Origin of the sequence: Limobrevibacterium gyesilva, from assembly GCF_025989185.1 — a bacterium.
In the GTDB taxonomy this organism is placed as follows: domain Bacteria; phylum Pseudomonadota; class Alphaproteobacteria; order Acetobacterales; family Acetobacteraceae; genus Limobrevibacterium; species Limobrevibacterium gyesilva.
Map to the genome: position 1 here is coordinate 88,107 of NZ_JAPDNT010000007.1, position 20,096 is coordinate 108,202.

At 69.9% G+C, this 20,096-nt stretch carries 18 protein-coding genes; 9 read left to right on the top strand and 9 right to left on the bottom strand.

The window, feature by feature from the left end; translation table 11 throughout:
* Nucleotides 1-6 precede the first annotated feature (6 nt).
* The 7 genes from fabZ to OL599_RS11730 all read left to right on the top strand — a co-directional run bounded on the left by fabZ (nt 7) and on the right by OL599_RS11730 (nt 6,459).
* Complete coding sequence (gene fabZ / locus OL599_RS11700; RefSeq protein WP_264713927.1) at nt 7-504, top strand: 3-hydroxyacyl-ACP dehydratase FabZ; 498 nt, start codon at nt 7-9, stop codon at nt 502-504.
* A 27-nt stretch (nt 505-531) separates the two neighbouring features.
* Nucleotides 532-1,341, top strand: a complete 810-nt coding sequence (gene lpxA, locus OL599_RS11705; RefSeq protein ID WP_264714014.1) for an acyl-ACP--UDP-N-acetylglucosamine O-acyltransferase — start codon at nt 532-534, stop codon at nt 1,339-1,341.
* A complete protein-coding gene (locus OL599_RS11710; RefSeq protein ID WP_264713928.1) occupies nt 1,342-2,190 on the top strand; it encodes an LpxI family protein in 849 nt (282 codons plus the stop codon).
* A 2-nt stretch (nt 2,191-2,192) separates the two neighbouring features.
* Complete coding sequence (gene gloA / locus OL599_RS11715; RefSeq protein ID WP_264713929.1) at nt 2,193-2,591, top strand: lactoylglutathione lyase; 399 nt, start codon at nt 2,193-2,195, stop codon at nt 2,589-2,591.
* Between the two features lies 1 nt (nt 2,592).
* Entirely contained in the window at nt 2,593-3,924 is a 1,332-nt protein-coding gene (locus OL599_RS11720) for a YcjX family protein (RefSeq protein ID WP_264713930.1), read from the top strand.
* Nucleotides 3,921-4,772, top strand: a complete 852-nt coding sequence (locus tag OL599_RS26045) for a DUF697 domain-containing protein (protein ID WP_264713931.1) — start codon at nt 3,921-3,923, stop codon at nt 4,770-4,772. The genes OL599_RS11720 and OL599_RS26045 overlap by 4 nt, the downstream gene beginning before the upstream one ends.
* A gap of 109 nt (nt 4,773-4,881) precedes the next feature.
* Nucleotides 4,882-6,459 carry an ABC transporter substrate-binding protein gene (locus OL599_RS11730; RefSeq protein ID WP_264713932.1) on the top strand — a complete coding sequence of 526 codons (1,578 nt, stop codon included), beginning with the start codon at nt 4,882-4,884 and terminating at the stop codon, nt 6,457-6,459.
* A 150-nt stretch (nt 6,460-6,609) separates the two neighbouring features.
* On the opposite strand, the gene OL599_RS11735 is transcribed toward OL599_RS11730, so the two are convergent.
* The 3 genes from OL599_RS11735 to OL599_RS11745 are packed head-to-tail and all read right to left on the bottom strand — an operon-like array spanning nt 6,610 to nt 10,828.
* On the bottom strand, nt 6,610-8,199 hold the full coding sequence (locus OL599_RS11735; RefSeq protein ID WP_264713933.1) for an ABC transporter substrate-binding protein: 1,590 nt from the start codon (nt 8,197-8,199) through the stop codon (nt 6,610-6,612).
* 26 nt (nt 8,200-8,225) lie between these two features.
* On the bottom strand, nt 8,226-9,968 hold the full coding sequence (locus OL599_RS11740; protein WP_264713934.1) for a M28 family peptidase: 1,743 nt from the start codon (nt 9,966-9,968) through the stop codon (nt 8,226-8,228).
* 2 nt (nt 9,969-9,970) lie between these two features.
* Nucleotides 9,971-10,828, bottom strand: a complete 858-nt coding sequence (locus tag OL599_RS11745; RefSeq protein ID WP_264713935.1) for an alpha/beta hydrolase — start codon at nt 10,826-10,828, stop codon at nt 9,971-9,973.
* An 83-nt stretch (nt 10,829-10,911) separates the two neighbouring features.
* Here OL599_RS11745 and OL599_RS11750 point away from each other — a divergent pair, with 83 nt between their 5' ends.
* Nucleotides 10,912-11,586, top strand: coding sequence for a GntR family transcriptional regulator (locus OL599_RS11750; RefSeq protein ID WP_264713936.1), 675 nt, complete (start codon nt 10,912-10,914; stop codon nt 11,584-11,586).
* 34 nt (nt 11,587-11,620) lie between these two features.
* On the opposite strand, the gene OL599_RS11755 is transcribed toward OL599_RS11750, so the two are convergent.
* The 6 genes from OL599_RS11755 to OL599_RS11780 all read right to left on the bottom strand — a co-directional run bounded on the left by OL599_RS11755 (nt 11,621) and on the right by OL599_RS11780 (nt 18,463).
* Nucleotides 11,621-11,836 carry a YbdD/YjiX family protein gene (locus tag OL599_RS11755; RefSeq protein ID WP_456306700.1) on the bottom strand — a complete coding sequence of 72 codons (216 nt, stop codon included), beginning with the start codon at nt 11,834-11,836 and terminating at the stop codon, nt 11,621-11,623.
* The gene (locus tag OL599_RS11760; RefSeq protein WP_264713937.1) at nt 11,829-13,895 is read right to left on the bottom strand and encodes a carbon starvation CstA family protein; all 2,067 of its coding nucleotides are present in this window, start codon (nt 13,893-13,895) and stop codon (nt 11,829-11,831) included. Before OL599_RS11760 ends, OL599_RS11755 begins: the two co-directional genes overlap by 8 nt.
* 191 nt (nt 13,896-14,086) lie before the next feature.
* On the bottom strand, nt 14,087-15,067 hold the full coding sequence (locus tag OL599_RS11765) for an ABC transporter permease (RefSeq protein ID WP_264713938.1): 981 nt from the start codon (nt 15,065-15,067) through the stop codon (nt 14,087-14,089).
* Between the two features lie 48 nt (nt 15,068-15,115).
* Nucleotides 15,116-16,657, bottom strand: coding sequence for a sugar ABC transporter ATP-binding protein (locus tag OL599_RS11770; protein ID WP_264713939.1), 1,542 nt, complete (start codon nt 16,655-16,657; stop codon nt 15,116-15,118).
* Between the two features lie 32 nt (nt 16,658-16,689).
* Complete coding sequence (locus OL599_RS11775; RefSeq protein ID WP_264713940.1) at nt 16,690-17,655, bottom strand: ABC transporter substrate-binding protein; 966 nt, start codon at nt 17,653-17,655, stop codon at nt 16,690-16,692.
* Nucleotides 17,656-17,869: 214 nt separating this feature from the next.
* On the bottom strand, nt 17,870-18,463 hold the full coding sequence (locus OL599_RS11780; protein ID WP_264713941.1) for a TPMT family class I SAM-dependent methyltransferase: 594 nt from the start codon (nt 18,461-18,463) through the stop codon (nt 17,870-17,872).
* A gap of 208 nt (nt 18,464-18,671) precedes the next feature.
* Between OL599_RS11780 and OL599_RS11785 the strand changes: the two genes are divergently transcribed.
* Nucleotides 18,672-20,066, top strand: coding sequence for a trypsin-like peptidase domain-containing protein (locus OL599_RS11785; RefSeq protein WP_264713942.1), 1,395 nt, complete (start codon nt 18,672-18,674; stop codon nt 20,064-20,066).
* Nucleotides 20,067-20,096 lie beyond the last annotated feature (30 nt).

The following is a 20,096-nucleotide window of genomic DNA, read 5'->3' on the forward strand; positions in this document are numbered from 1 at the left end:
ACGGACATGGACTCAACGACATCAGAAACCACTTCCGGGCCGGAAGACCGCGTCGAACTGATCGACATCGCGCGCATCATGCACGCGATCCCGCACCGCTACCCGTTCCTGCTGATCGACCGTGTGGTGGACCTGGTACGCAACCACTCCGCCGTGGGCATCAAGAACGTCTCGGTGAACGAGAGCTTCTTTCAGGGCCATTTCCCCGGCCATCCCGTCATGCCCGGGGTGCTGATCATCGAAAGCATGGCCCAGACCGCCGCCGTTCTGGTGGTCGAGACGCTGGGGCCCGAGGCCGCGGGCAAGGTGGTCTATTTCATGTCGGTGGAAGGCGCCAAGTTCCGCCGCCCGGTGGTGCCTGGCGACCAGGTCCGCATTCACTGCACGAAAGAGCGCAACCGCGGCAATGTGTGGAAGTTCAACGCTGTGGCGCGGGTTGATGGCGTGGCGGTGGCCGAGGCCACCTATGCCGCGATGATCATGGACCGGGTTGCGGACAAGTAGCGGACAGGTAGGTTAAGTACGGTGAGTTTGATCCATCCTTCGGCGGTCGTGGCGCTCGGTGCCACGATCGGAACGGGCGTGCGCGTTGGCCCATGGTGCCATGTCGGGCCTGACGCCGTGATCGGGGATGGGGCGCAGCTGATCAGCCACGTCGTCGTCGACGGCCACACCCGCGTTGGCGAAGGGGTGATCCTGTACCCCTTTTGCACCGTCGGCCTGGCGCCGCAGGACCTGAAATACAAGGGCGAGCCCACCCGCACCGAGGTCGGCGCCCGCACCCAGGTGCGCGAGCACGTCACCATCCATCGTGGCACCGTCACCGGCCAGGGCGTCACCCGCGTCGGCGCGGACTGCCTGCTGATGGCGGTGGTGCATGTCGCGCATGATTGCCAGATCGGCAACGGCGTGGTGGTGGCCAACAACGTGGTGATGGGCGGGCACGTCAGCATCGGCGACAACGCCGTGGTCGGCGGCGCCGCGGCGATCCACCAGTTCGTGCGCATCGGCCGCGCCGCGATGATCGGCGGCGTGTCCGGCGTGGAAGCCGACGTGATCCCGTTCGGCAGCGTGATCGGCAACCGCGCCCGCCTCGCCGGCCTCAACGTCATCGGCCTGCGCCGCCGCGGCTTCGACCGCGCCCAGATCCACGCCTTGCGCGCCGCCTTCCGGCTGATGTTCAAGGGCCCCGGCGTGTTCGCCGAGCGGGTTGCCCAGGCCCGGGCCACCTATGGCCACGAGCCGCTGATCGCCGAGATCCTGGCGTTCATGGACGCCCCCAGCAAGCGCGGCCTGATCCGTTCCGCCGTGGTGGCGGACGACGACGACGATGACGCCTGAATGAGCGACCGCCCGGCGCTGGGTATCCTGGCGGGCGGCGGCCAGATTCCGGGCCGGATCGCCGCCGCGGCCCGCGCCGCCGGCCGGCCGGTGTTCATCATCGGCCTGGAGGGCTTCGCGGAGGCGTCGGTGCTGGCGCCCTATCCGCACGCCATGGCGCGCATCGGCGCCGCCGCGCGTATCCTCGATCTGCTGCGCGGCCATGGCTGCAAGGACATCGTGCTGATCGGCCCGGTCCGCCGGCCGTCCTTGCTGGATCTCCGACCGGACGCGCTGGCCACGAAACTGCTCGCCCGCGTCGGCCGCGTGGCCTTCGCCGGCGATGACGGCCTGCTGGCCGCGGTGGTGCGGGTGCTGGGCGATGAGGGCTTCAACGTTCTGGGCGCCCACGAGATCCTGGCGGAAGTCCTGGGGCCGCCCGGCCTGCTGAGCGTGGCCGCCCCTGATGCCCAGGCCATGGCCGACATCGAGCGCGGCGTGGCCGTGGTCCGCGCGCTCGGCGCCGTCGATGTCGGCCAGGCCTGCGTGGTGCAGCAGGGGCTGGTGTTGTGCGTGGAGGCGATCGAGGGCACCGACGCCATGCTCGCCCGTGCCGCCAGCCTGCGCCGCAGCGGCGTCGGCGGGGTCATGGTGAAGCTGGTCAAGCCCGGCCAGGATCGCCGCGCCGACCTGCCGACGATCGGGCCCATGACCATCACTGGCGCCGCCGCCGCCGGCCTGCGCGGGGTGGCGTTCGAGGCCGGCGGGACGATACTTGCAGAACGCGAGGCGACGATCGCGGCGGCGAACGAGTCCGGGCTGTTCCTGCTCGGCCTCGATCCCAATCAGCCTGCTTCAGGGGGAGTATGATTATGAGCGATAACTATCGGTTCCTGCACACCATGCTGCGGGTCGGCGACCTCGACAAGAGCGTGGCATTCTACACGCAGCTGCTGGGCATGAAGGAGCTGCGCCGCCGCGAGGTGCCGGACGGCAAGTACACACTGTCGTTCGTGGGCTATGCCGACGAGTCCACGGGGGCCGGCGTGATCGAGCTGACCTACAACTGGGGCGTGGACAAGTACGAGCTCGGCACCGGCTTCGGCCATGTCGCCATCGGCATGCCCGATGTCTACGGCACCTGCGACAAGCTGCGCGCCGCCGGGGCGAAGGTCACCCGTGAGCCCGGCCCAGTGAAGTTCGGCACCACCGTCATCGCCTTCGTCGAGGACCCGGACGGCTACAAGATCGAACTGGTCCAGCGCGCCTGATGTGAATCCGGTCTCGGCGGCGCGCGGGCTGCTGCCCGTGCGCCGCACCGTACGGATCGGCGTGACCGGCCTGGCGCGGGCCGGCAAGACCGCGTTGCTGACCTCGCTCGCGGCCAATCTGCTTGCGCCCGGCGCGCTGCCGGCCTTGGCCCGGCGTCTGGCCGGGCGGGAGCTGCGGGTTGCGATCGCGCCGTCGGGGGCGGACTCGCTGCCCCGCTTCGATCATCCCGCCCATCTCGCGGCCCTGGCTGCCGACCCGCCGCGTTGGCCGGCGCGCACCGATGCGGTTTCGCTGCTGGCGCTGGACCTGGAGATCGGCCGGGTGGGGCTCACGGCGGCGCTGCCGGCGCAGCGGGTGCGGCTGGAACTGCTGGACTATCCCGGCGAGTGGCTGCTCGATCTGCCGCTGCTGACGCAGCCTTTTGCGGCGTGGTCGCAGGCGGTGCTGCGGCGGCTGGAGCCGGCGCCGCAGGCACGGCCGTTCCTGGCCTTCGTGCATGGCCTGCCTGCCGGCGCGCCGGCCGACGAGGCGCTGGCGCGTGCCGGGGCCACCCTGTATCGCGGCCTGCTGCGCCAGTTGCGCGACGACGCCGGCCTGTCGCTGCTGCAGCCCGGCCGCTTCCTGATGCCGGCGCCGGGCCCCGAGCCGCCCTGGAACACGTTCTTTCCGACGCAGGGCAACGGGCCGCTCGCGGGCCTGTTGCGGGCACGCTACGACGAATATGTCCGGGCGGTGGCGCGCGACCTCGCCTCGCCGTCGTTCGGGCGGATCGACCGGCTGGTGGTGCTGGCCGATGTGCTGTCGGCGCTGCATGCCGGCCCGGCCGCCTTCGCCGATGCGGCCGCGGCGCTATCGGCGGTGGCGGCGGCGTTGCGCTGGCGGCGGGCGCCCGGCTTCCTGCCGGACTGGATCGCCGCGCTGCTGCCGCTGGGCGGCATCACCCGCGTGGCCTTCGCCGCCAGCAAGGCGGACCACGTGGCCGAGCGGCAGCGCGCGAACCTTGCGGCCCTGGTCGGCGCCCTGACCGGCGTGCCGGGCGGGGCCGCATCGGCGGCGTTCGCACTGGCCGCGGTACGCTGCACCGAGGATTTCGTCTGGACCCTGGAGGGCCGCCCGGTTTCGGCGGTGCGCGGGCGGGTGGAGGGGCAGGGGCTGGTCGGCTCCTATCCCGGCGAGGTGCCGCACACGCCGCCCGACGCCGGGTTCTGGGCGCACCCGTTCCTGGCCATCCCCGAGCTGCAGCCCATGCGCCTGCCCCTGGGGGGACGCGGCGGGGTGCCCCATATCAACCTCGATACGCTGCTCGTTTTCCTGCTGGAGGACCTGCTGTGAGCGACCCCCGCGTTCGCCCGCGGATCGAGGTGCTGGACCCCCAGGCGCCCCGGCTGGAGCCGCCGGCGTTGCCGGTCGTGACCGAGCGGCCGCCCGGCCCCGGAAGCGTGACGCTGGCCCTGGGCGGGGCGTTGCTCCTGCTGCTGGGGCTCGCGGCGCTGGACACGGCCAATTTCGTCGCCGACCAGTTCGCGCGTTCGCCGGTCCTGGGCTGGCTGACCCTGGGCGTGGCGACGGCCGGGTTCGGGCTGATCGGCGCGGCCGGCTGGCGCGAACTGCGCGGGCTGTTCGCGCTGCGCACGGTGGACCGTCTGCGGGCGCAACTCGCCGATCCCGTGACGACGCGCGCGGCCGCGGCGACGTGGCTGGCGGGGGTGCCGGACGGCAAGGCGCTGTTGCCCGCCGTCCTCGCCGCGAACGACCCGGACGCCATCATCGCCCTGCTGCGGGCCGGGCCGGCGGCGACCTTGCGGGCGCGGTCCGAGGCGCTCGGGCGCGAGGCGGCGGTGCAGGTCTTCGCCGCCACCGCCGCCATTCCGTCGCCATCGCTGGACGGGCTGCTGGTGGGCTGGCGGGGCGCACGGCTGGTGCGGCAGGTGGCGGTGCTGCACGGCATGCGGCCGGGGCTGCTGGGCACGCTGGGGCTGTTGCGGCGCACCGTGTTCTCGGCGGCCGCGGTGGCGGCGGCCGACCTCGCGGCGGACACGGCGGCGCGGGCGCTGCTGTCCAACCCGCTGCTGCAGCATCTGGCCGGCGACGTGGCCGGCGCCGGCGTCGCGGCGCGGCGGATGATCGTGCTGGGGCGCGTGGCGGCAGCGGCGTGCAGCCCGGTGCCGCCAGCCCCCTGACGGCACTGCCTTGAATCGGTGGCGCGGCCGGTTCAGGATACATTGCGATAAGCAGGAATACCGGGAGCAACAAGAATACGGGTCAACCGTTTCATGGGGGGGAACCACAATGCGCCGTCGCGATATCCTGAAATCCGCGCTGGCCGGCTCGGTCGCGCTCGCCGCGCCACGTATCGGCCGTGCCGAGGGCACGCGCCTGCTGAAATTCGTGCCGCATGCCGATTTGGCGTCGCTGGATCCGGTCTGGACCACGGCCGATATCACCCGCAACTACTCGCTGGCCGTGTTCGACACGCTCTATGGCATCGACGCGAAGTTCAACGTGCAGCCGCAGATGGTCGCCGGGCACACCACCAGCAGCGACGGCAAGCTGTGGGAACTGACCCTGCGCGACGGGCTGACATTCCATGACGGCACGCCGGTGCTGGGGCGGGACTGTGTCGCCACCATCAAGCGCTTCGCCGTGCGCGAGCCGCTCGGCAGCGTGATGCTGGGCCTGATCGATGAGATCGGCGCGCCGTCCGACAAGGTGATCCGCATCCGGCTGAAGAAACCCTTCGCCCTGCTGCCCAGTGCGCTGTCGCAGTACCAGAGCGCCATCATGCCGGAGCGGCTGGCGAAGACCGATCCGATGACGCAGATCTCCGAAGCGGTCGGCAGCGGCCCGTTCCGCTTCAAGGCGGACGAGCGCATTGCCGGCGCCAAGGTGGTGTTCGAGCGTAACCCGGCCTATGTGCCGCGCCCGGACGGCGTGCCGAGCTTCACCGCCGGGCCGAAGATCGCCTATCTCGACCGCGTGGAATGGACGGTGATGCCCGACGCCGCCACGGCGCAGGGGGCGTTGATGAACAACGAGATCGACTGGTGGGAGAACCCGTCGATCGATCTCATTCCCGCGCTGCGCAAGGACAAGCGGCTGCGCATCGAGGTGAAGGACATCACCGGCGAGATCGGCTGCCTGCGCTTCAACCATCTGCTGCCGCCGTTCGACGACGCGGCGGTGCGCCGGGTGGTGCTGGCGGCGATGAACCAGCGCGACGTGATGGACACGGTGGCCGGCGCAGAGCCGAGCCTGATCAAGACCGATGTCGGCATCTTCGTGCCGGGCACGCCGTACGCCAGCACCGTGGGCCTGGAGGCCACGCACCAGTACGACGACGTGGACAAGCTGAAGCGGCTGCTCGCGGCCACCAGCTACAAGGGCGAGAAGATCGTCGTGCTGGCGGCGTCCACGATTCCCACCATCTACGCCGAGGCCCAAGTGGCCGCCGACGTGCTGAAGCGCATCGGCTTCAGCGTCGACTACCAGGCGCTGGACTGGGCCACGGTGGTGCAGCGCCGCGCCAGCATGGAGCCGGTCGACAAGGGCGGCTGGAACATCTTCTTCACCTATCTCGGCGGCACCGGCAACGTGACGCCGGCGACCGACATCTCCATCCGCGGCACCGGCAAGAAGGCCTGGTTCGGCTGGCCCACCAGCGAGAAGATGGAAACGCTGCGCGACGCCTGGTTCGACGCGCCGGACCTGCCGGCCCAGCAGAAGATCACGGCGCAGATGCAGGCGCTGTTCTGGGAGTGGGTGCCGTATGTGCCGCTGGGCATGTACGACCAGCCCACGGCCTATCACGGCTACCTGACGGACGTGCGCGACGGCTATCCGCAGTTCTATGGCGTAAGGCGGGTGTGAAGCCGGCCCCGGAGACTCGCCTGGAGCCTGACCGGAGCCGAAAGGCGTTCCGATCGGGCTCCAGGTCTTTGTCTTGTCGCGTGATTCACGCCTCCGTGTGATCCCACCTGTGGCGATCACGCTCTCGCGAATCTCCGGGATCGAACGCCCTCAGGCGCGGCGGATGTTCCAGAACAGCGGCATGCCCACGACGCGGTCCTTGAGGTCGCGCCGCATCGCCGTCGAGCGGTAGACGCAGCCGAGCGGGATGCAGGGCAGTTCGTCCATCGCCACCACCTGGATCTCGCGGGCGATGCGCTTCTGCGCGGCGAGGTCGGTCGCTTCCATCCACTGGTCGCGCAACGCTTCCAGCCGCGGGGCGGTGGGCCAGCCGAACCAGGCGTCGCGGCCGTTGCCGCGCAGCAGGATATGCGTCGCGGGATTGATGAACCACAGGCCGGGGAAGGCCCAGCAGCCCACCGACCAGCCGCCCTTGTCCAGCGGCTGCATCGACCGCCGGCGCTGCACCACCGTGCCGGAATCGGTGAGCGCGGCATCCAGGTTCAGGCCCAGCCGGCGCAGTAGGTCGGCCGCCACCTGGGTCAGCGCTGCCGTCGTCACCGTATCAGTCGGGCCGATCAGGCGCACCAGCTGGCCGTCATAGCCGGCCTCTTTCAGCAGGCGCTTGGCCTTGTTCAGGTCGCGCGGGCCCTGCAGCGGCTCCAGCCCGGCATCACTGGCCATGGGGGAGCCGGCGGGGAACATGCCGGTGCCGGTGGCGAAGTTGTCCGGGTCGGTGCCGGCCGCCGCCATGACGAAATCGGCCTGGTCGATCGCCGGCAGCAGGGCCTGGCGCATGGCCTTGCTGTCGAACGGGGGAACCAGCTGGTTCCAGCGCATGACGCAAACGAGCGGCAGCAGGTCCATGCGCGACACCGCGAGGTCGCGCGACCGGCGCACCAGTTCGAGGATTTCCGCCGGCGGGTCCGAGAACCAGTCCACCTCGCCCTGCTGCAGCGCCGCCGCGGCGGTGGCGGCGTCGGGGATGATCCGCCACTCGATGCGGTCGAACTGCGCGACCTTCGGCCCGGCGGTGAGGCCGCTGCCCCCGGCCGGCGTGGGCTGGTAGGCGGCGAAGCGTTCATAGGCGGCGATGTTGCCGGGGCGGTACTCGTCGCGCTTGAAGCGGAACGGGCCGGAGCCGGTGGTGTCCGTGAGCTGCTTCGACGGGTCGGTGCGCGCCACGCGCTCGGGCATGATGAACGGCACCGGCGCGATCGGCTGGGCCAGGGTCTGGATCAGCAGCGGGAAGGGCCGCTTCAGGCGGAAGCGGATGCGCCGGTCGTCCAGCGCCGACAACTCGTCGAGCACGCTGTTGAGCGTCTGGCCCATGGGGGCCACCGCCATCCAGCGCTGCAGGCTGGCGACGACGTCGCGGGCGCGGATCGGCTGGCCGTCGTGGAAGGTCGGGCCGGCGCGCAGGGTGATCGTGCAGATCTTGCCGTCCTGCTCGAAGACATGGCCTTCGGCGAGCTGCGGCTGCGGCTGGTAGGCGCCGTCGGTGCCGTAGAGCGTGTCGTAGATCAGATAGCCATGGTCGCGCACCACATCGGCGGTGGTCCAGATCGGGTCCAGCACCGTGAGGTCGGAATAAGGCACGAAGCGCAGTACGCGCTGCCGTTCGGACTGGGCGAGCGCCGGGCGGGCGAGTGCCGCGGTGGCGGCGGCTGCGCCGGTGGCGAGGAAGCTGCGTCGGTCCATGGGTCGGGCCCTCGATGTGATGAAGATCATTCGGCGTCCAGCAGCCGCGTCGCCTCGGCCAGGGCATGGGCGATGCGGTTGCGCTCCCGCTGCAGGCCGACGCGGGCCATGCGCGCCGCATCGGGCGCCATGGCGGCGAGCCCCAGGGCGGGCGCGAGGCCCGGCAGCAGGCGGGTCGGCACGGCGCGGTCATGCTCGAACGGGCTGCGCGCCTGGTAGAGCACGGGGTTCAGCAGATGCGCGGCGCGCAGCAGCCGGCGGTTGGCGGCCGAGGTCGTCGCGGAGTCGGTCAGGTCGGCGGCGCAGGCCTGGAACCGGGCGGCGGTTGCCGCGAAGGCCTGGGCGCTCGTCTCCAGTTCCGCGAGCAAGGCGAGGTCCGGCGCGGCCTCGCGGTACTCGCGCAGCGCCGCCAGCATGTCGCCGGCAGTGGCGGCGAGGTCGAGCGGCAGGAGCGGCGCATCGGCCAGCGAGTCGACCATGCGGGCGTGGATCGCGGTGTCGGCGGCGAGGATGTCGGGGTCGGCCTTGTCCAGCGTGTCCTGGGCAGTGTGCCACCACCAGGCGATGCCGCTGTTCGGCAGATGCGCGGGATCGTCTTCGGCGAGGAAGCTGCTGACCTGCAGCGAGCTGAGGCCGACGCCCCAGAAGCTCTGGTCGGAGCCGCGATGCGGCCGAGTGGGGTCAACGTAACGGTCCTGCCGGCTCAGCGTGCGGGCGTTGAACGCCGCTTCCTGCGCCGGCACCGGCTCGGCGAAGGCGGCCAGGGCGGCGGCGGTGAAGCCGGAAACCTCTGCCATCTGGTTGCGGGCGCATTTCGTCACCGCGCCGCGCGAGCCGACGATGTCGACGTTGAAATAGGCGATGCCGTTCTCGTGCAGGTCCTGCCAGAACGTGTCGGCGTACCAGGCGGAGCCGGAGTAGCGGCCATGCGTGTGGCCCGGCCACCAGGCCAGCCGCACGCCGTAGCGGCGGCTGCCGGCACCCGGTGCGAGCAGCCGCGCGCATTCCAGCAGCAACGCGTTGGCGGTGATGTTGTCGGTGGTGCCGTCGAACCAGGTGCAGTAATGCGAGCCCACCAGCACGAACGGCGCCTCGCGCCCGGGGATCTCGGCCACCGGCAGGCGGACCTGGCGCCAGCCTTCCTCGGCCTGCGCCACCAGCCGCACGCGCAGGCCGCCGGACGCGGCCAGGGCCTTCAGCCTCTCGCCGTCCGGCCGGGAGATCGAGGCGACGGCGAGGCGCGGCATCTGCGCCAGTTCTTCGGCCGTGGCCGGCGCGCCCCAGATCGGGGAGACCGTCATCTTGTGCCGCTGCGGACCCGAGGAGATGCCGATCAGCCCGACCACGCCGGCGCGCAGGGCGGCGGCGCAGGCGCCGTGTTCCGGGATGTGGTCGACCAGCACGATGGCGCCGGCCACGTCGCGCCCGGCATAGTCGGCCGGCCGGCCGCGCCCGACCGCGACCACGGGCGCGGTGACGCCCTCCGGTCCGGTGTCGCCTGCGAAGGCGACGCCGACCGCTTCGATCTGCTGCGGCGCCGGCGCCAGCACGTGCAGTTCGGTGCGGGTGGGCGCGCCGATATAGGAGTCGAAGACATGTACCTGATGCCGCACGCCGTATTCGGCGAGGCGGGCGGTGAGGTAGGCGCAGGCCGCCGCCTCCGCCGCCGAGCCCGGAACCTTCTCGCCGAGGGCGCTGAGATGGGCGACGGTGGCGGCCAGCGCGTCGCGCGAAACCTCCGGGCGGAAGGCGGAGAGGAAGGGCGGCATCGTCAGGCGCCGCCGCGCCGGGCGCACAGGACGTCGAGGAAGAAGTCCTGGACGTTGGGAAGCACCTTAGTGCCGTCATGCGGGACGTTGGGCACGATATCCTGGCGGACCTGGATGCCGTGCGCCTCGAAATTGCGCCGCAGCGCGGTGTTGCGTTCGATGCGGGTGCGGCCGGTGGCGTTGATGCCGTCCATGTAGTTGCGGCTGCCGGGCTGGTAGTCGATCTCCCAGGTCTCGATGTCGGCGGCGCCGACGACCATCTGCACCGGCACCTGCCGCATCGCCGCCAGGTCGAGCGCGGTGCCGAACAGCGCTTCGAGGTTGCGGGTGCCGACCCAGTAGTCGCGGGTGTCGTCGATCAGCGTGACCGCGCCGGGCGCGCCGATCGACACGGCGCACAGCCGCTGCGGATGCAGGTAGAAGAACCGGTGCACGAAATGCCCGCCGCCGGAGAAGCCGAACAGCATGAACGGGCCGAAGGCGTGGCCGAGCCGCGCGCCGGCTTCCTCGATCATGGCCAGCAGGACGTGGTCGTAGCGGATGTCGCCTTCGCGGATGTACTTGAAGCCGTCCGCGTTGTCGTCGCCGCAGACGCCCACGGGGAACAGCGGCGCCAGCACGACGCATTTGTTGTAGCGGGCGAAGGCCGAGAAGCCGTCGCGATAGGCGGTCATGGTGCGCCCGGTGCCATGCACGGCGACGATGAGCGTGTGCCCGGCGGGGTCGGCGTCGAAGCCGGGGGGCACGTACATGCAGTAGGAGAAGCGGGGGTCCTTGCGGCAGGCGTACACGACGGTCGGGCCGCGCTGGTACATCTGCTTGCGCCGGTCGGCGGCGGCGGTCGTGGTTTGTGGCAGCATGGCGCGATCCCGGATAATCTGGCTGGCGTCTGAAGGTGCTAATATTGGTACCAATTTGTGTGCCACCGCAAGCGAGCGAACGTATGGAGAGTGACCAAGCCCTGCCGGCCGGGTGCGCCGGCGATGCGATGTCCGGGCCGACGCGTTCGCACAGCGTCGCCGAGCGGATCGCCCAGGACATCCAGGCCGGAGCGCTGCCGCCCGGCGCCTGGCTGAAGCAGATCGACCTGGAGCGGCGCTATGGCTGCAGCCGCGGCGACGTGCGCCGGGCGCTGGACGAGCTGGTGGCCAAGCGGCTGGTCCAGCACGTGCCCAATCGCGGCCACCACGTGTTCGAGCTGGACCCGCAGCGGCTCGCGCAGCTCGGGCAGCTTCGCGCCATCCTGGAGGCGGCGGCGGCCGACCTCAGCTACGACAAGGCGGACGCCGCGGCGCTGCAGCGGCTGGAGGCGCTGGCGGCGCGGTTCGAGGCGGCGGTGCGCGACGGCACGCTGCTGGAGCAGCATGCGGCCAACATCGCCTTCCACATGGCGCTGCTGGAGCTGTGTCCGAATCCGGAGCTGGCCGCGATGATCCGGGAGACGCGCAACCGCGTGCCGTCGGCGCTGCTGTCGCAATGGCCGACGCGGGGCTGGATCGAGCAGTCCATCCGCGACCACGCCGACATGATCGCGGCCCTGCGCGCCTGCGACCGCGACGCGCTGCGCCGGGTGGTGGTGGGGCATATGCGGGAAGGGCGGCGGCCCGGGGCCGGCTGAGCGCCGCCGCCGGCCGCCGCGCTCTCCCGGAGGCTCAGCAGCAGCCCCTGAACCGGCCCTTGCCGATGGCGTAGCGGGCGGCCTGGCGCTCGCGGAAGAACTCCTCGTAGGTCATGACCGGCTGGTCGGGATGGAAGGTCTGCCGATGCGTGACATAGGTCGGGTAGTCGGGAATGCCGACCATGAGGCGCGCGGTCTTCGCCACGACCTCGCAGACCAGGCGGGCACGCGCCATTGCCATCTCAGTCATTGCTGCCTCCTGCCAGGACGCCGGCGCCGCCGACCTCGATGGCCGTGATCTTCGGGTTGCCGAGGGCTTTCCAGCTGGTGATCAGGCCGTAGACCACGGTCGCCACAACGATGGCGACGAACAGGGCGGCCAGGGTGGCGTCGACATAGTCGTTGAAGATGATCCGGTTCATCTCCGCCAGCGATTTCGCGGGCGCCTGCACCTTTCCGGCCGCCACGGCGTCGCCGAGCAGGCGTGCGTGGCTGACGAAGCCGACCGCCGGATCGGGGCTGAACACTTTCTGCAGGCCGGCGGTGACGGTGCAGACCACGAGCCAGGCGGTCGGCACGACCGTCACCCAGGCGTAGCGCTGGCGCTTCATCTTGAACAGCACGACGGTGCACAGGGTCAGCGCGATGGCGGCCAGCATCTGGTTGGCGGTGCCGAACAGCGGCCACAGGGTCCAGATGCCGCCCAGCGGGTCGATGACGCCCTGGTAGAGGAAATAGCCCCACAAGGCGCAGGACAGGGCCGAACCGATGATGTTGTTGGCCCAGGACTCGGTTGCCTTGAACGCCGGGACCACGTTGCCGACCAGGTCCTGGATCATGAAGCGGCAGACGCGCGTGCCGGCGTCGACGGTGGTGAGGATGAACAGCGCCTCGAACAGGATGGCGAAGTGGTACCAGATTCCCATCAGCACGCGGCCGCCCAGGAACTCGGACAGGATGCTCGCCATGCCCACCGCCAGCGTGGGGGCGCCGCCAGTGCGCGACATGATGCTGGTCTCGCCCACGTCACGGGCGATCTGGGTCAGCATGTCCGGCGTCACGGCGAAGCCCCAGCCGGTGATCACCTGCGCCGCCTGCGCGGGGTCGGTGCCGATCAGGCCGGCCGAGCTGTTCATGGCGAAGTAGACGCCGGGATGGATCACGCTGGCGCTGATGATCGCCATCATCGCGACGAAGGACTCCGTCAGCATGCCGCCATAGCCGATGAAGCAGATCTGGTCCTCGTTCTCGATCATCTTCGGCGTGGTGCCGGACGAAATGAGCGAGTGCCAGCCGGACACCGCACCGCAGGCGATGGTGATGAACAGGAACGGGAACACGCTGCCGGCCCATACCGGTCCGGTGCCGTCGATGAAACGCGTCACCGCGCTCATCTGCATGTCGGGGCGCACCACGATGATGCCGATCGCCAGCAGCAGGATCGTGCCCACCTTGAGGAAGGTCGACAGGTAGTCCCGCGGCGCCAGCAGCAGCCACACCGGCAGCACCGAGGCGACGAAGCCGTAGCCGATGATGAGCAGCGCCAGCATGTCGCCAGGCAGGTTGAACCACGCCGCGAGCGCCGGGGTTTCGGAGACGGTGCGGCCATAGATCAGGGCCAGCAGCAGCAGCACCGCGCCGATGGCGGACATCTCGCCGATGCGGCCGGGCCGGAGGAAGCGCACATAGATGCCCATCAGCAAGGCGATCGGGATGGTGGCGAAGACGGCGAAGGTGCCCCACGGGCTGCCCACCAGCGCCTTGACGACGACGAGGGCGAGCACGGCCAGGATGATGACGCAGATGAGCAGCACGCCGATGCCGGCGATGGCGCCGGCGGCCGGGCCCATCTCGGAGCGGATCATGTCGCCAAGCGAGCGGCCGTCGCGCCGTGTCGAGAGGAACAGCACGGTCATGTCCTGGACCGCGCCGGCGAACACGGCGCCGGCGAGGATCCAGAGCGTGCCGGGCAGATAGCCCATCTGTGCGGCGAGCACCGGGCCGACCAGGGGACCGGCGCCGGCGATGGCCGCGAAATGGTGGCCGAACAGCACGTAGCGGTTGGTCGGCACGTAATCGAGGCCGTCGTTGTGGCGGTAGGCGGGCGTCTGCCGGGTCCGGTCGATGGCGAATACCTTGCCGACGATGTAGAGCGCATAGAACCGGTAGGCGATGAAGTAGATGCAGGCGGATGCGATGACGAGCCAGGCGGCGTTGACCGGCTCGCCGCGGCTCAGTGCCACGATGCCGAAAGCGATCGCGCCAAGCACGGCCAGCCCGGCCCACATCAGCTTTGCTTGCAGCGTCATTGCTTCGCTCCCATGAACCGCACCCGCGTTACTGGCTCACGTCAGCACCGGGACGGCCTGTTCGACCCCGACCCAGTATCACCCGTTCATCATGGGGATACGTCGTCCGTTCGCAATGATGTTAACACAGCTGGTCGACAGAATTCCGCAAATCCGTGGCCGTGCCCGGCGCTGGGGGGCGAAGGTGGCCGTCATCGCCGCCGCCGGCGCATCTGGTCGAAATAGACGATGACGATGATCAGGCCGCCGGTGATGATGCGTTGCCAGAACGGGTTGATGTTGAGCAGGTTGGCGCCGTTGGCGATGGTGGTGAGCAGGAATGAGCCGATCAGCGGCCCATGCACCGAGCCCACCGCGCCGAACAGGCTGGTGCCGCCGATGACCGAGGACGCGATCGACTGCAGCTCCCACCCGTCGCCGGTGGTGGCGACGCCGACGCCGATGCGCGCGGCGGTAAGGATGCCGGCGAAGGCCGCGAGCATGGCCGAGACCGTGTAGGCTAGAAAGATCACGACGCTGACATTGACGCCGGAAAGCCGGGCCGCCTCGGCGTTGCTGCCGACGGCATAGATGTAGCGGCCCCAGCGCGACAAATGCAGCAGCACGAAGGCCGGGACCGCGACCAGGATCACCATCCAGAACAGGTTGGGGACGCCGAGGAGCGCGCCGCGGGAGAAATCGGTGAAGCGGTCGACGGTGATCGAGATCGTCGCGCCGTTGGTCATCAGCAGCCCGATGCCGCGCAGGGCCGTCATGGTCGCGAGCGTCATGATGAAGGGCGGCAGGCCCATCTTGACGATGCCGAAGCCGTGGAACAGGCCGATGGCCACGCCGACGCCGAGGGTGATCAGCACCGAAGCCCAGACCGGGAACCCGCCCTGCAGCAGCATCGCCACGATCACGCTGCAGAAGCCGATGACGGCGCCCACCGACAGGTCGATGCCGGCGGTGATGATGACGAAGGTCTGGCCCATGGCGATGATGGCCCAGAGGGCGGCCTGGCGCATCAGGTTGGCGAAGTTGTTGGCGGTGAGGAAGGTGTCGGTGGCGAGGCTGAGTGCGATCCACATCGCCAGCAGCAGGCCGAGCAGGGTGAGGCTCATCAGGAAGCCCAGGCCGGTGCTGGGCTTGGTCTGCGGGGCGACGGGGGCGGTTGCGGCTGCGGTCGTCATGACTGGTCGTCCTTGCGAGCGGGGCGGTCGGACCGGCGTGGCGTCGCTTCAGGTGCCGAGGGCCTCGGCCAGGATGGTTTCGTGATCGGCGTCCTTGTGGCTGTGGCTGGCGACGAGGCGGCCTGCGCGGAAGACGTGGAGGCGGTCGGCGAGTTCGTACACCTCGGGCAGGTACGACGAGATCAGGATGATGGCCGCATCCCTTTTCAGCAGGGCGGCGAAGACCCGGTACATCTCGACCTTGGTGCCGACATCGACGCCCGCCGTCGGCTCGTCGAAGATGTAGAGGTCGGCGCCGTGGCTGAGCCATTTGCCGACGACGAGTTTCTGCTGGTTGCCGCCGGACAGGTTCGCGGCGAGCGCGTTGCGCGAGGCCGTCTGGATGCGCAGGTCGCGGATCTGCCGGTCGGCATGTTCGCGCTGCGCCGGCAGCGAGATCACGAGCCCGCGGGTGAGGCGCCTGAAGATCGGCAGGTTGAGGTTGAAGCCGACGCCGAGATTGAGGCAGAGGCCCTGGTCGCGGCGACTTTCCGGCACCAGCGCGATGCCGCGGGCGATGGCGTCGGATTCGCGCCGGATCGTGACCGCCTCGCCCTTGAGGATCATGCTGCCGCCGGTCTTCGGATGGCGGCCGAACAGCGCCTGGACGAATTCGCTGCGACCGGCGCCGATGAGCCCGTAGAGGCCGACGATCTCGCCGGTGCGGACGGTGAGCGAGATGTCCTGGAAGCCACGGCCGGTCAGCCCGCGCGTTTCCAGCACCGGCGGGCCGAAGGGGATTTCCTCCTTGTGGTAGACGTCCTCGATCGAGCGGTTGACCATGCCGCGGATGATCGTCGGCTCGTCGGTGTCGGCGATGCGCGCGGTCGAGACCAGGCTGCCGTCGCGCAGGATCGAGACCCGGTCGGCCAGCTCGAAGATCTCCTCGAGCCGGTGGCTGATATAGACGATCGTCACGCCCTGCCTGTGCAGCCGGCGGATCAGCGCGAACAGCTGGTCGGCTTCCTGGCGGGTCAGATAGGCGGTGGGTTCGTCGAAGATCAGGAATTTCGTGCCGCGCGTCGCCGCCCGTGCGGTCGCGACCAGCTGCTGCTGGCCGATGGTGAGGTCGCCGAGCAGCACGCCGGACGGGATCCGGAAGCCGATGTCGTCGATGATCGCCTGCGCCGCGCGCTCCATGCGGCGGGTCTGGAGGATGCCGAGGCTGGCCGTCTCGTCGCCGAGGAAGAGGTTGGCCGCCACGGTGAGGTGGCGGCACAGGATCACCTCCTGGTGCACCGCGTTGATGCCGAGTGCGATGGCGTCGTGCGGGGTTGCGAGCGCGACCGGCCGGCCGTGCCAGAAGATCTCGCCTGACGTGCGGGGATAGACGCCCGTCAGCAGCTTGATGAGGGTGGACTTCCCCGCGCCGTTCTCGCCGACGATGGCGTGGACCTCGCCGGGCAGGAAGGCGAGATCCACTTGCTTGAGCGCATGCGTGCCGGGGAACCGCTTGTCGAGTCCGCGCAGTTCCAGGATCGGGGTGGCTGCGCCCAGGCGGTCCGGGGGAGGGCCGGAACCGTGGGTGCCCGTTGTCTCAGCCAGGGACATGCCTTCGCCTCCCGCGCCGGAAGCCTTGCGGCCTACTTCACCTTGGGACTCAGCAGCTCCTGCGACCGCGCCGAGTTCATGTTGTCCTTCGTGATCAGGTTGGCCCCGGTGTCCACGAATTCCGCGACCTTCTCGCCCTTCGAGGCCGCCAGCGCCGTCTTCACGCCGTCGTAGCCCATGCGGTAGGGGTCCTGCACGACCAGGGCATAGATGACGCCCTGGCCGAGGAACTTCACGAGCTTGTCATCGGAATCGAAGCCGATCACCGTGACCTTGTTCTGCAGGTTGTTCTCGGCGATGGCCTGGCCCGCCCCCTGCGCCATGATGAGGTTCGAGGCAAACACGCCGACGAGCTTCGGATTGGCGGTGATGAGGTCGGTCATGATGTTCAGGCCGGTGGTGGCCTGGCCGTCCGCGACCTTGTCGGCGACGATCCTGAGGCCCGGATACCTGGCCGCCAGCTGCTCCTTGAAGCCCTTGGCGCGCTGGTCGAGCGAGCCGACGCCCGGCAGGGCCGTGATCAGCGCCACGTCGCCTTCGATCTTGCCGGTCTTGGCCTGGACGCCCTGGGCGAGGCCATCGGCGGCGATGCGGCCGCCCTGCACGTTGTCGGTGGTGAGGAACGAGGTGAAGCCCTTGGAATCGGCGGCGGAGTCGATGCCGATGACCTTCACCTTCGTGGCCGCTTCGTCGATCGGCTTGCCGAGCGCGGCGCGCTGGGTGGGGGCGATCACGATGGCCGCGGGCTTCGACGACACCGCGTTCTCCAGGATGGCGATCTGGCCGTTGATGTCGGCCTCGGACGTGGCGCCGAGCTCGGGCACCTTCACGTTGAGGTCCTGGCCCGCCTTGCGCGCGCCGGCCAGCACGATCTGCCAGAAGAAGGAGGTGGTGTCCTTGACGATGATCGGGATCACCGGCTGCTGCGCGAACGCCGGGGCGGTGACGGCGAGGGAGGATGCGAACAAGGCCGCCGTCAGGAAGGATCTTGTCTTCATCGGATGTTTCCTCGTCACTGGTGAGCGCCTGGCGGGCGTTCCCACCGGAACGTCCGTGTGCCGTGTGATGCGCGTGGCCCGACGAGCGGGGCGGCCGGCCGGTGGTACCCCTCCCGTCGGACCCGCAGACGCTAGCACAGGGGCGGGGGTTGTCACGCGGCGCAGTGCCGGAGAACCGCCCGCCCATCAGGATGTTAACGGCGTGCCGGTAGGCTCAGCGGCGCGTCAGGACGACGGGCTGTTCCGTGAAGCCGGACGGATGCGGAACCTGCGCGGGCAGGGACGGGGGCCACTGCCAGGCCGTGTCGCCGAACAGCGTGCGCATGCTGGCGAGATCGCAGTGGTGGAACGGCAGGCCGGCCGTCTCCCGGCCGATCTGCATGAACATCGCGAACAGCCGGCCGGACGGACGCAGCCAGCGTTGCAGGCGGCCGGTATAGGCGGGCCACAGATCGGGTGCGAGGGCGCCGAGGCAGGTCTGGTCATAGACGGCATCGAACGGCGCCGGCGCTTCCCAGGCGAACAGGTCGCCGAGTTCGACATGCGCGCGGACATGGAGGCCTGACAGCCGGCCCTGCTGCGCGGCGATGGCGCTGGGTGCGGAGTCCACGACGGTGACGTCGAAGCCGGCCTCCGCCAGCAACAGCGGCTCGACGCTGCGGCCACAGCCCGGCACCAGGATGCGGCAGGGCGTGAGCGTGCCGTCCGAGCGCCAGGCGATGAAGGCCGGGTTGATCCCCGGCCGCTCCCATCCCGTGGCGCCCTCGCGGTAGCGGCGTTCCCAATCCGTGGCCTGTGTCGCGACCATGACCGTTCCCCCCTTGTTGCCGTCAGATGTGGAGCGTCATGCGCCGGGCTGCCAGGGTGGTGATCTGGCGGAGCATCGTGCCGGGATGGGATCACATCTGGGCAAGTTGCGCCGAATCGTCACCCAGGCTCGATGGAACGATCCTACTCTTGCGACGGCGCCTGCCTTGCGCAGCTCAGGGGGATCGGGGCCGATGAAATACGCTTCCATGACATTTGCGCGGTTCGCCGACATGTGGCTGCCGCCGGCGCTGGCCGTTACCGTCGTCGTTGCGATGACATTCGCCACGGCCGCCGCCGCGGACGCGCCATTGCCGGACATCGTGGCGAAGCTGGTGCCGTCGGTGGTCAACATCACCACGTGGAAGATGATGCCGCCATCGGACGGCCAGGGGCCGCCGATCAAGACCCGCATCTTCGGTTCCGGCTCGATCGTGCGGCCGGACGGCTTCATCGTCACCGCCCGGCACGTGGTGAAGGACGGCGAAGGATTCTACATCACCCTGAGCGACGGCACGCAGCTGCGCGCGCAGCTTGTCGTCGAGGGCCAGCAGGTCGACATCGCCGTGCTCAAGGTGAACAGCGGCAAGCCCTTGCCCGCGGTGAAGGTCGGCGACAGCGACACGCTGCGCCAGGGCGACGCCGTCATCGCCATCGGCAACCCGCTCGGCCTGTCCAGCACGGTGACCACAGGCATCGTCAGCGCGCTCGACCGCAACATCCAGCAGGGCCCCTACGACGCCTTCATCCAGACCGATGCCGCGATCAATCCGGGCAACTCCGGCGGCGGGCTGTTCAACGCGGCGGGCGAGCTGATCGGCGTCAACGACGCGATCTTTCAGGCAGCCGACACCGGGGGCGGCGGGTCCATCGGCCTTGGTTTCGCCATCCCGGTGAACGACGCCAAGTTCGCCGTCGTGCACATGATGGAGCCGGATTGGGTCGGGCCGGGGTGGATCGGCGCCGCGATCCAGCAGGTGACGCCCAATATCCAGGGCGCCGTGGGGCTGCAGACTCCCGACGGGTCGATCCTGGCGCAGATCGAGCCTGGAGGACCCGCCGAGGCCGCCGGGCTGAAGCTCGGCGATGTCGTTACCGCCTTCAACGGCAAGGCGGAGGATAACGCCCGGGGGCTGCGACGGGCGATTGCGGTTTCCGTTCCCGGCACGACGGTGCCGGTGACCGTGTGGCGGGGCGGGCAGCAGATGACGCTGCAGCTGACGCTCGGGAAGACGCCCGGCTTCAAGCCGGCCCTGGCCAATCGCGCCGCCTTTGCGGCCGCGTCGGACGTGCCAGCCCTCAAGACCACGGCGCAGATCGGCATGACGATCGCCCCGATTACCGACGCGCTGCGGGCCCAATATAAGCTCAGTCCGGACCAGACCGGCGCGCTCGTCACCAATGTCGCCGAGAACACCGATGCGTGGATGTTCGGGGTCAATCCGGGGAACGTGATCGTGCGTGTGGGCGATCAACCGGTGACCTCGCCGGAGCAACTGCGCCAGCACGTGCAGGAGGCGATCCAGCAGGGCCGCCAATACGTGATGCTGCTGTTCCAGGGTCCCCGGGGCTTCGAATGGGTGTCGTTCCCGGTCCGGCAGTGAGGCCCGGCGGCGAGAGAGGCCCGTGCGACA

Bases quoted from the DNA above. Each gene is read 5' to 3' on its own strand.
- fabZ (WP_264713927.1), top strand. From the start codon at position 7: ATGGACTCAACGACATCAGAAACCACTTCCGGGCCGGAAGACCGCGTC.
- OL599_RS11710 (WP_264713928.1), top strand. From the start codon at position 1,342: ATGAGCGACCGCCCGGCGCTGGGTATCCTGGCGGGCGGCGGCCAGATT.
- gloA (WP_264713929.1), top strand. From the start codon at position 2,193: ATGAGCGATAACTATCGGTTCCTGCACACCATGCTGCGGGTCGGCGAC.
- OL599_RS11730 (WP_264713932.1), top strand. From the start codon at position 4,882: ATGCGCCGTCGCGATATCCTGAAATCCGCGCTGGCCGGCTCGGTCGCG.
- OL599_RS11735 (WP_264713933.1), bottom strand. From the start codon at position 8,199: ATGGACCGACGCAGCTTCCTCGCCACCGGCGCAGCCGCCGCCACCGCG.
- OL599_RS11740 (WP_264713934.1), bottom strand. From the start codon at position 9,968: ATGCCGCCCTTCCTCTCCGCCTTCCGCCCGGAGGTTTCGCGCGACGCG.
- OL599_RS11745 (WP_264713935.1), bottom strand. From the start codon at position 10,828: ATGCTGCCACAAACCACGACCGCCGCCGCCGACCGGCGCAAGCAGATG.
- OL599_RS11750 (WP_264713936.1), top strand. From the start codon at position 10,912: ATGGAGAGTGACCAAGCCCTGCCGGCCGGGTGCGCCGGCGATGCGATG.
- OL599_RS11755 (WP_456306700.1), bottom strand. From the start codon at position 11,836: ATGACTGAGATGGCAATGGCGCGTGCCCGCCTGGTCTGCGAGGTCGTG.
- OL599_RS11760 (WP_264713937.1), bottom strand. From the start codon at position 13,895: ATGACGCTGCAAGCAAAGCTGATGTGGGCCGGGCTGGCCGTGCTTGGC.
- OL599_RS11765 (WP_264713938.1), bottom strand. From the start codon at position 15,067: ATGACGACCGCAGCCGCAACCGCCCCCGTCGCCCCGCAGACCAAGCCC.
- OL599_RS11770 (WP_264713939.1), bottom strand. From the start codon at position 16,657: ATGTCCCTGGCTGAGACAACGGGCACCCACGGTTCCGGCCCTCCCCCG.
- OL599_RS11775 (WP_264713940.1), bottom strand. From the start codon at position 17,655: ATGAAGACAAGATCCTTCCTGACGGCGGCCTTGTTCGCATCCTCCCTC.
- OL599_RS11780 (WP_264713941.1), bottom strand. From the start codon at position 18,463: ATGGTCGCGACACAGGCCACGGATTGGGAACGCCGCTACCGCGAGGGC.
- OL599_RS11785 (WP_264713942.1), top strand. From the start codon at position 18,672: ATGACATTTGCGCGGTTCGCCGACATGTGGCTGCCGCCGGCGCTGGCC.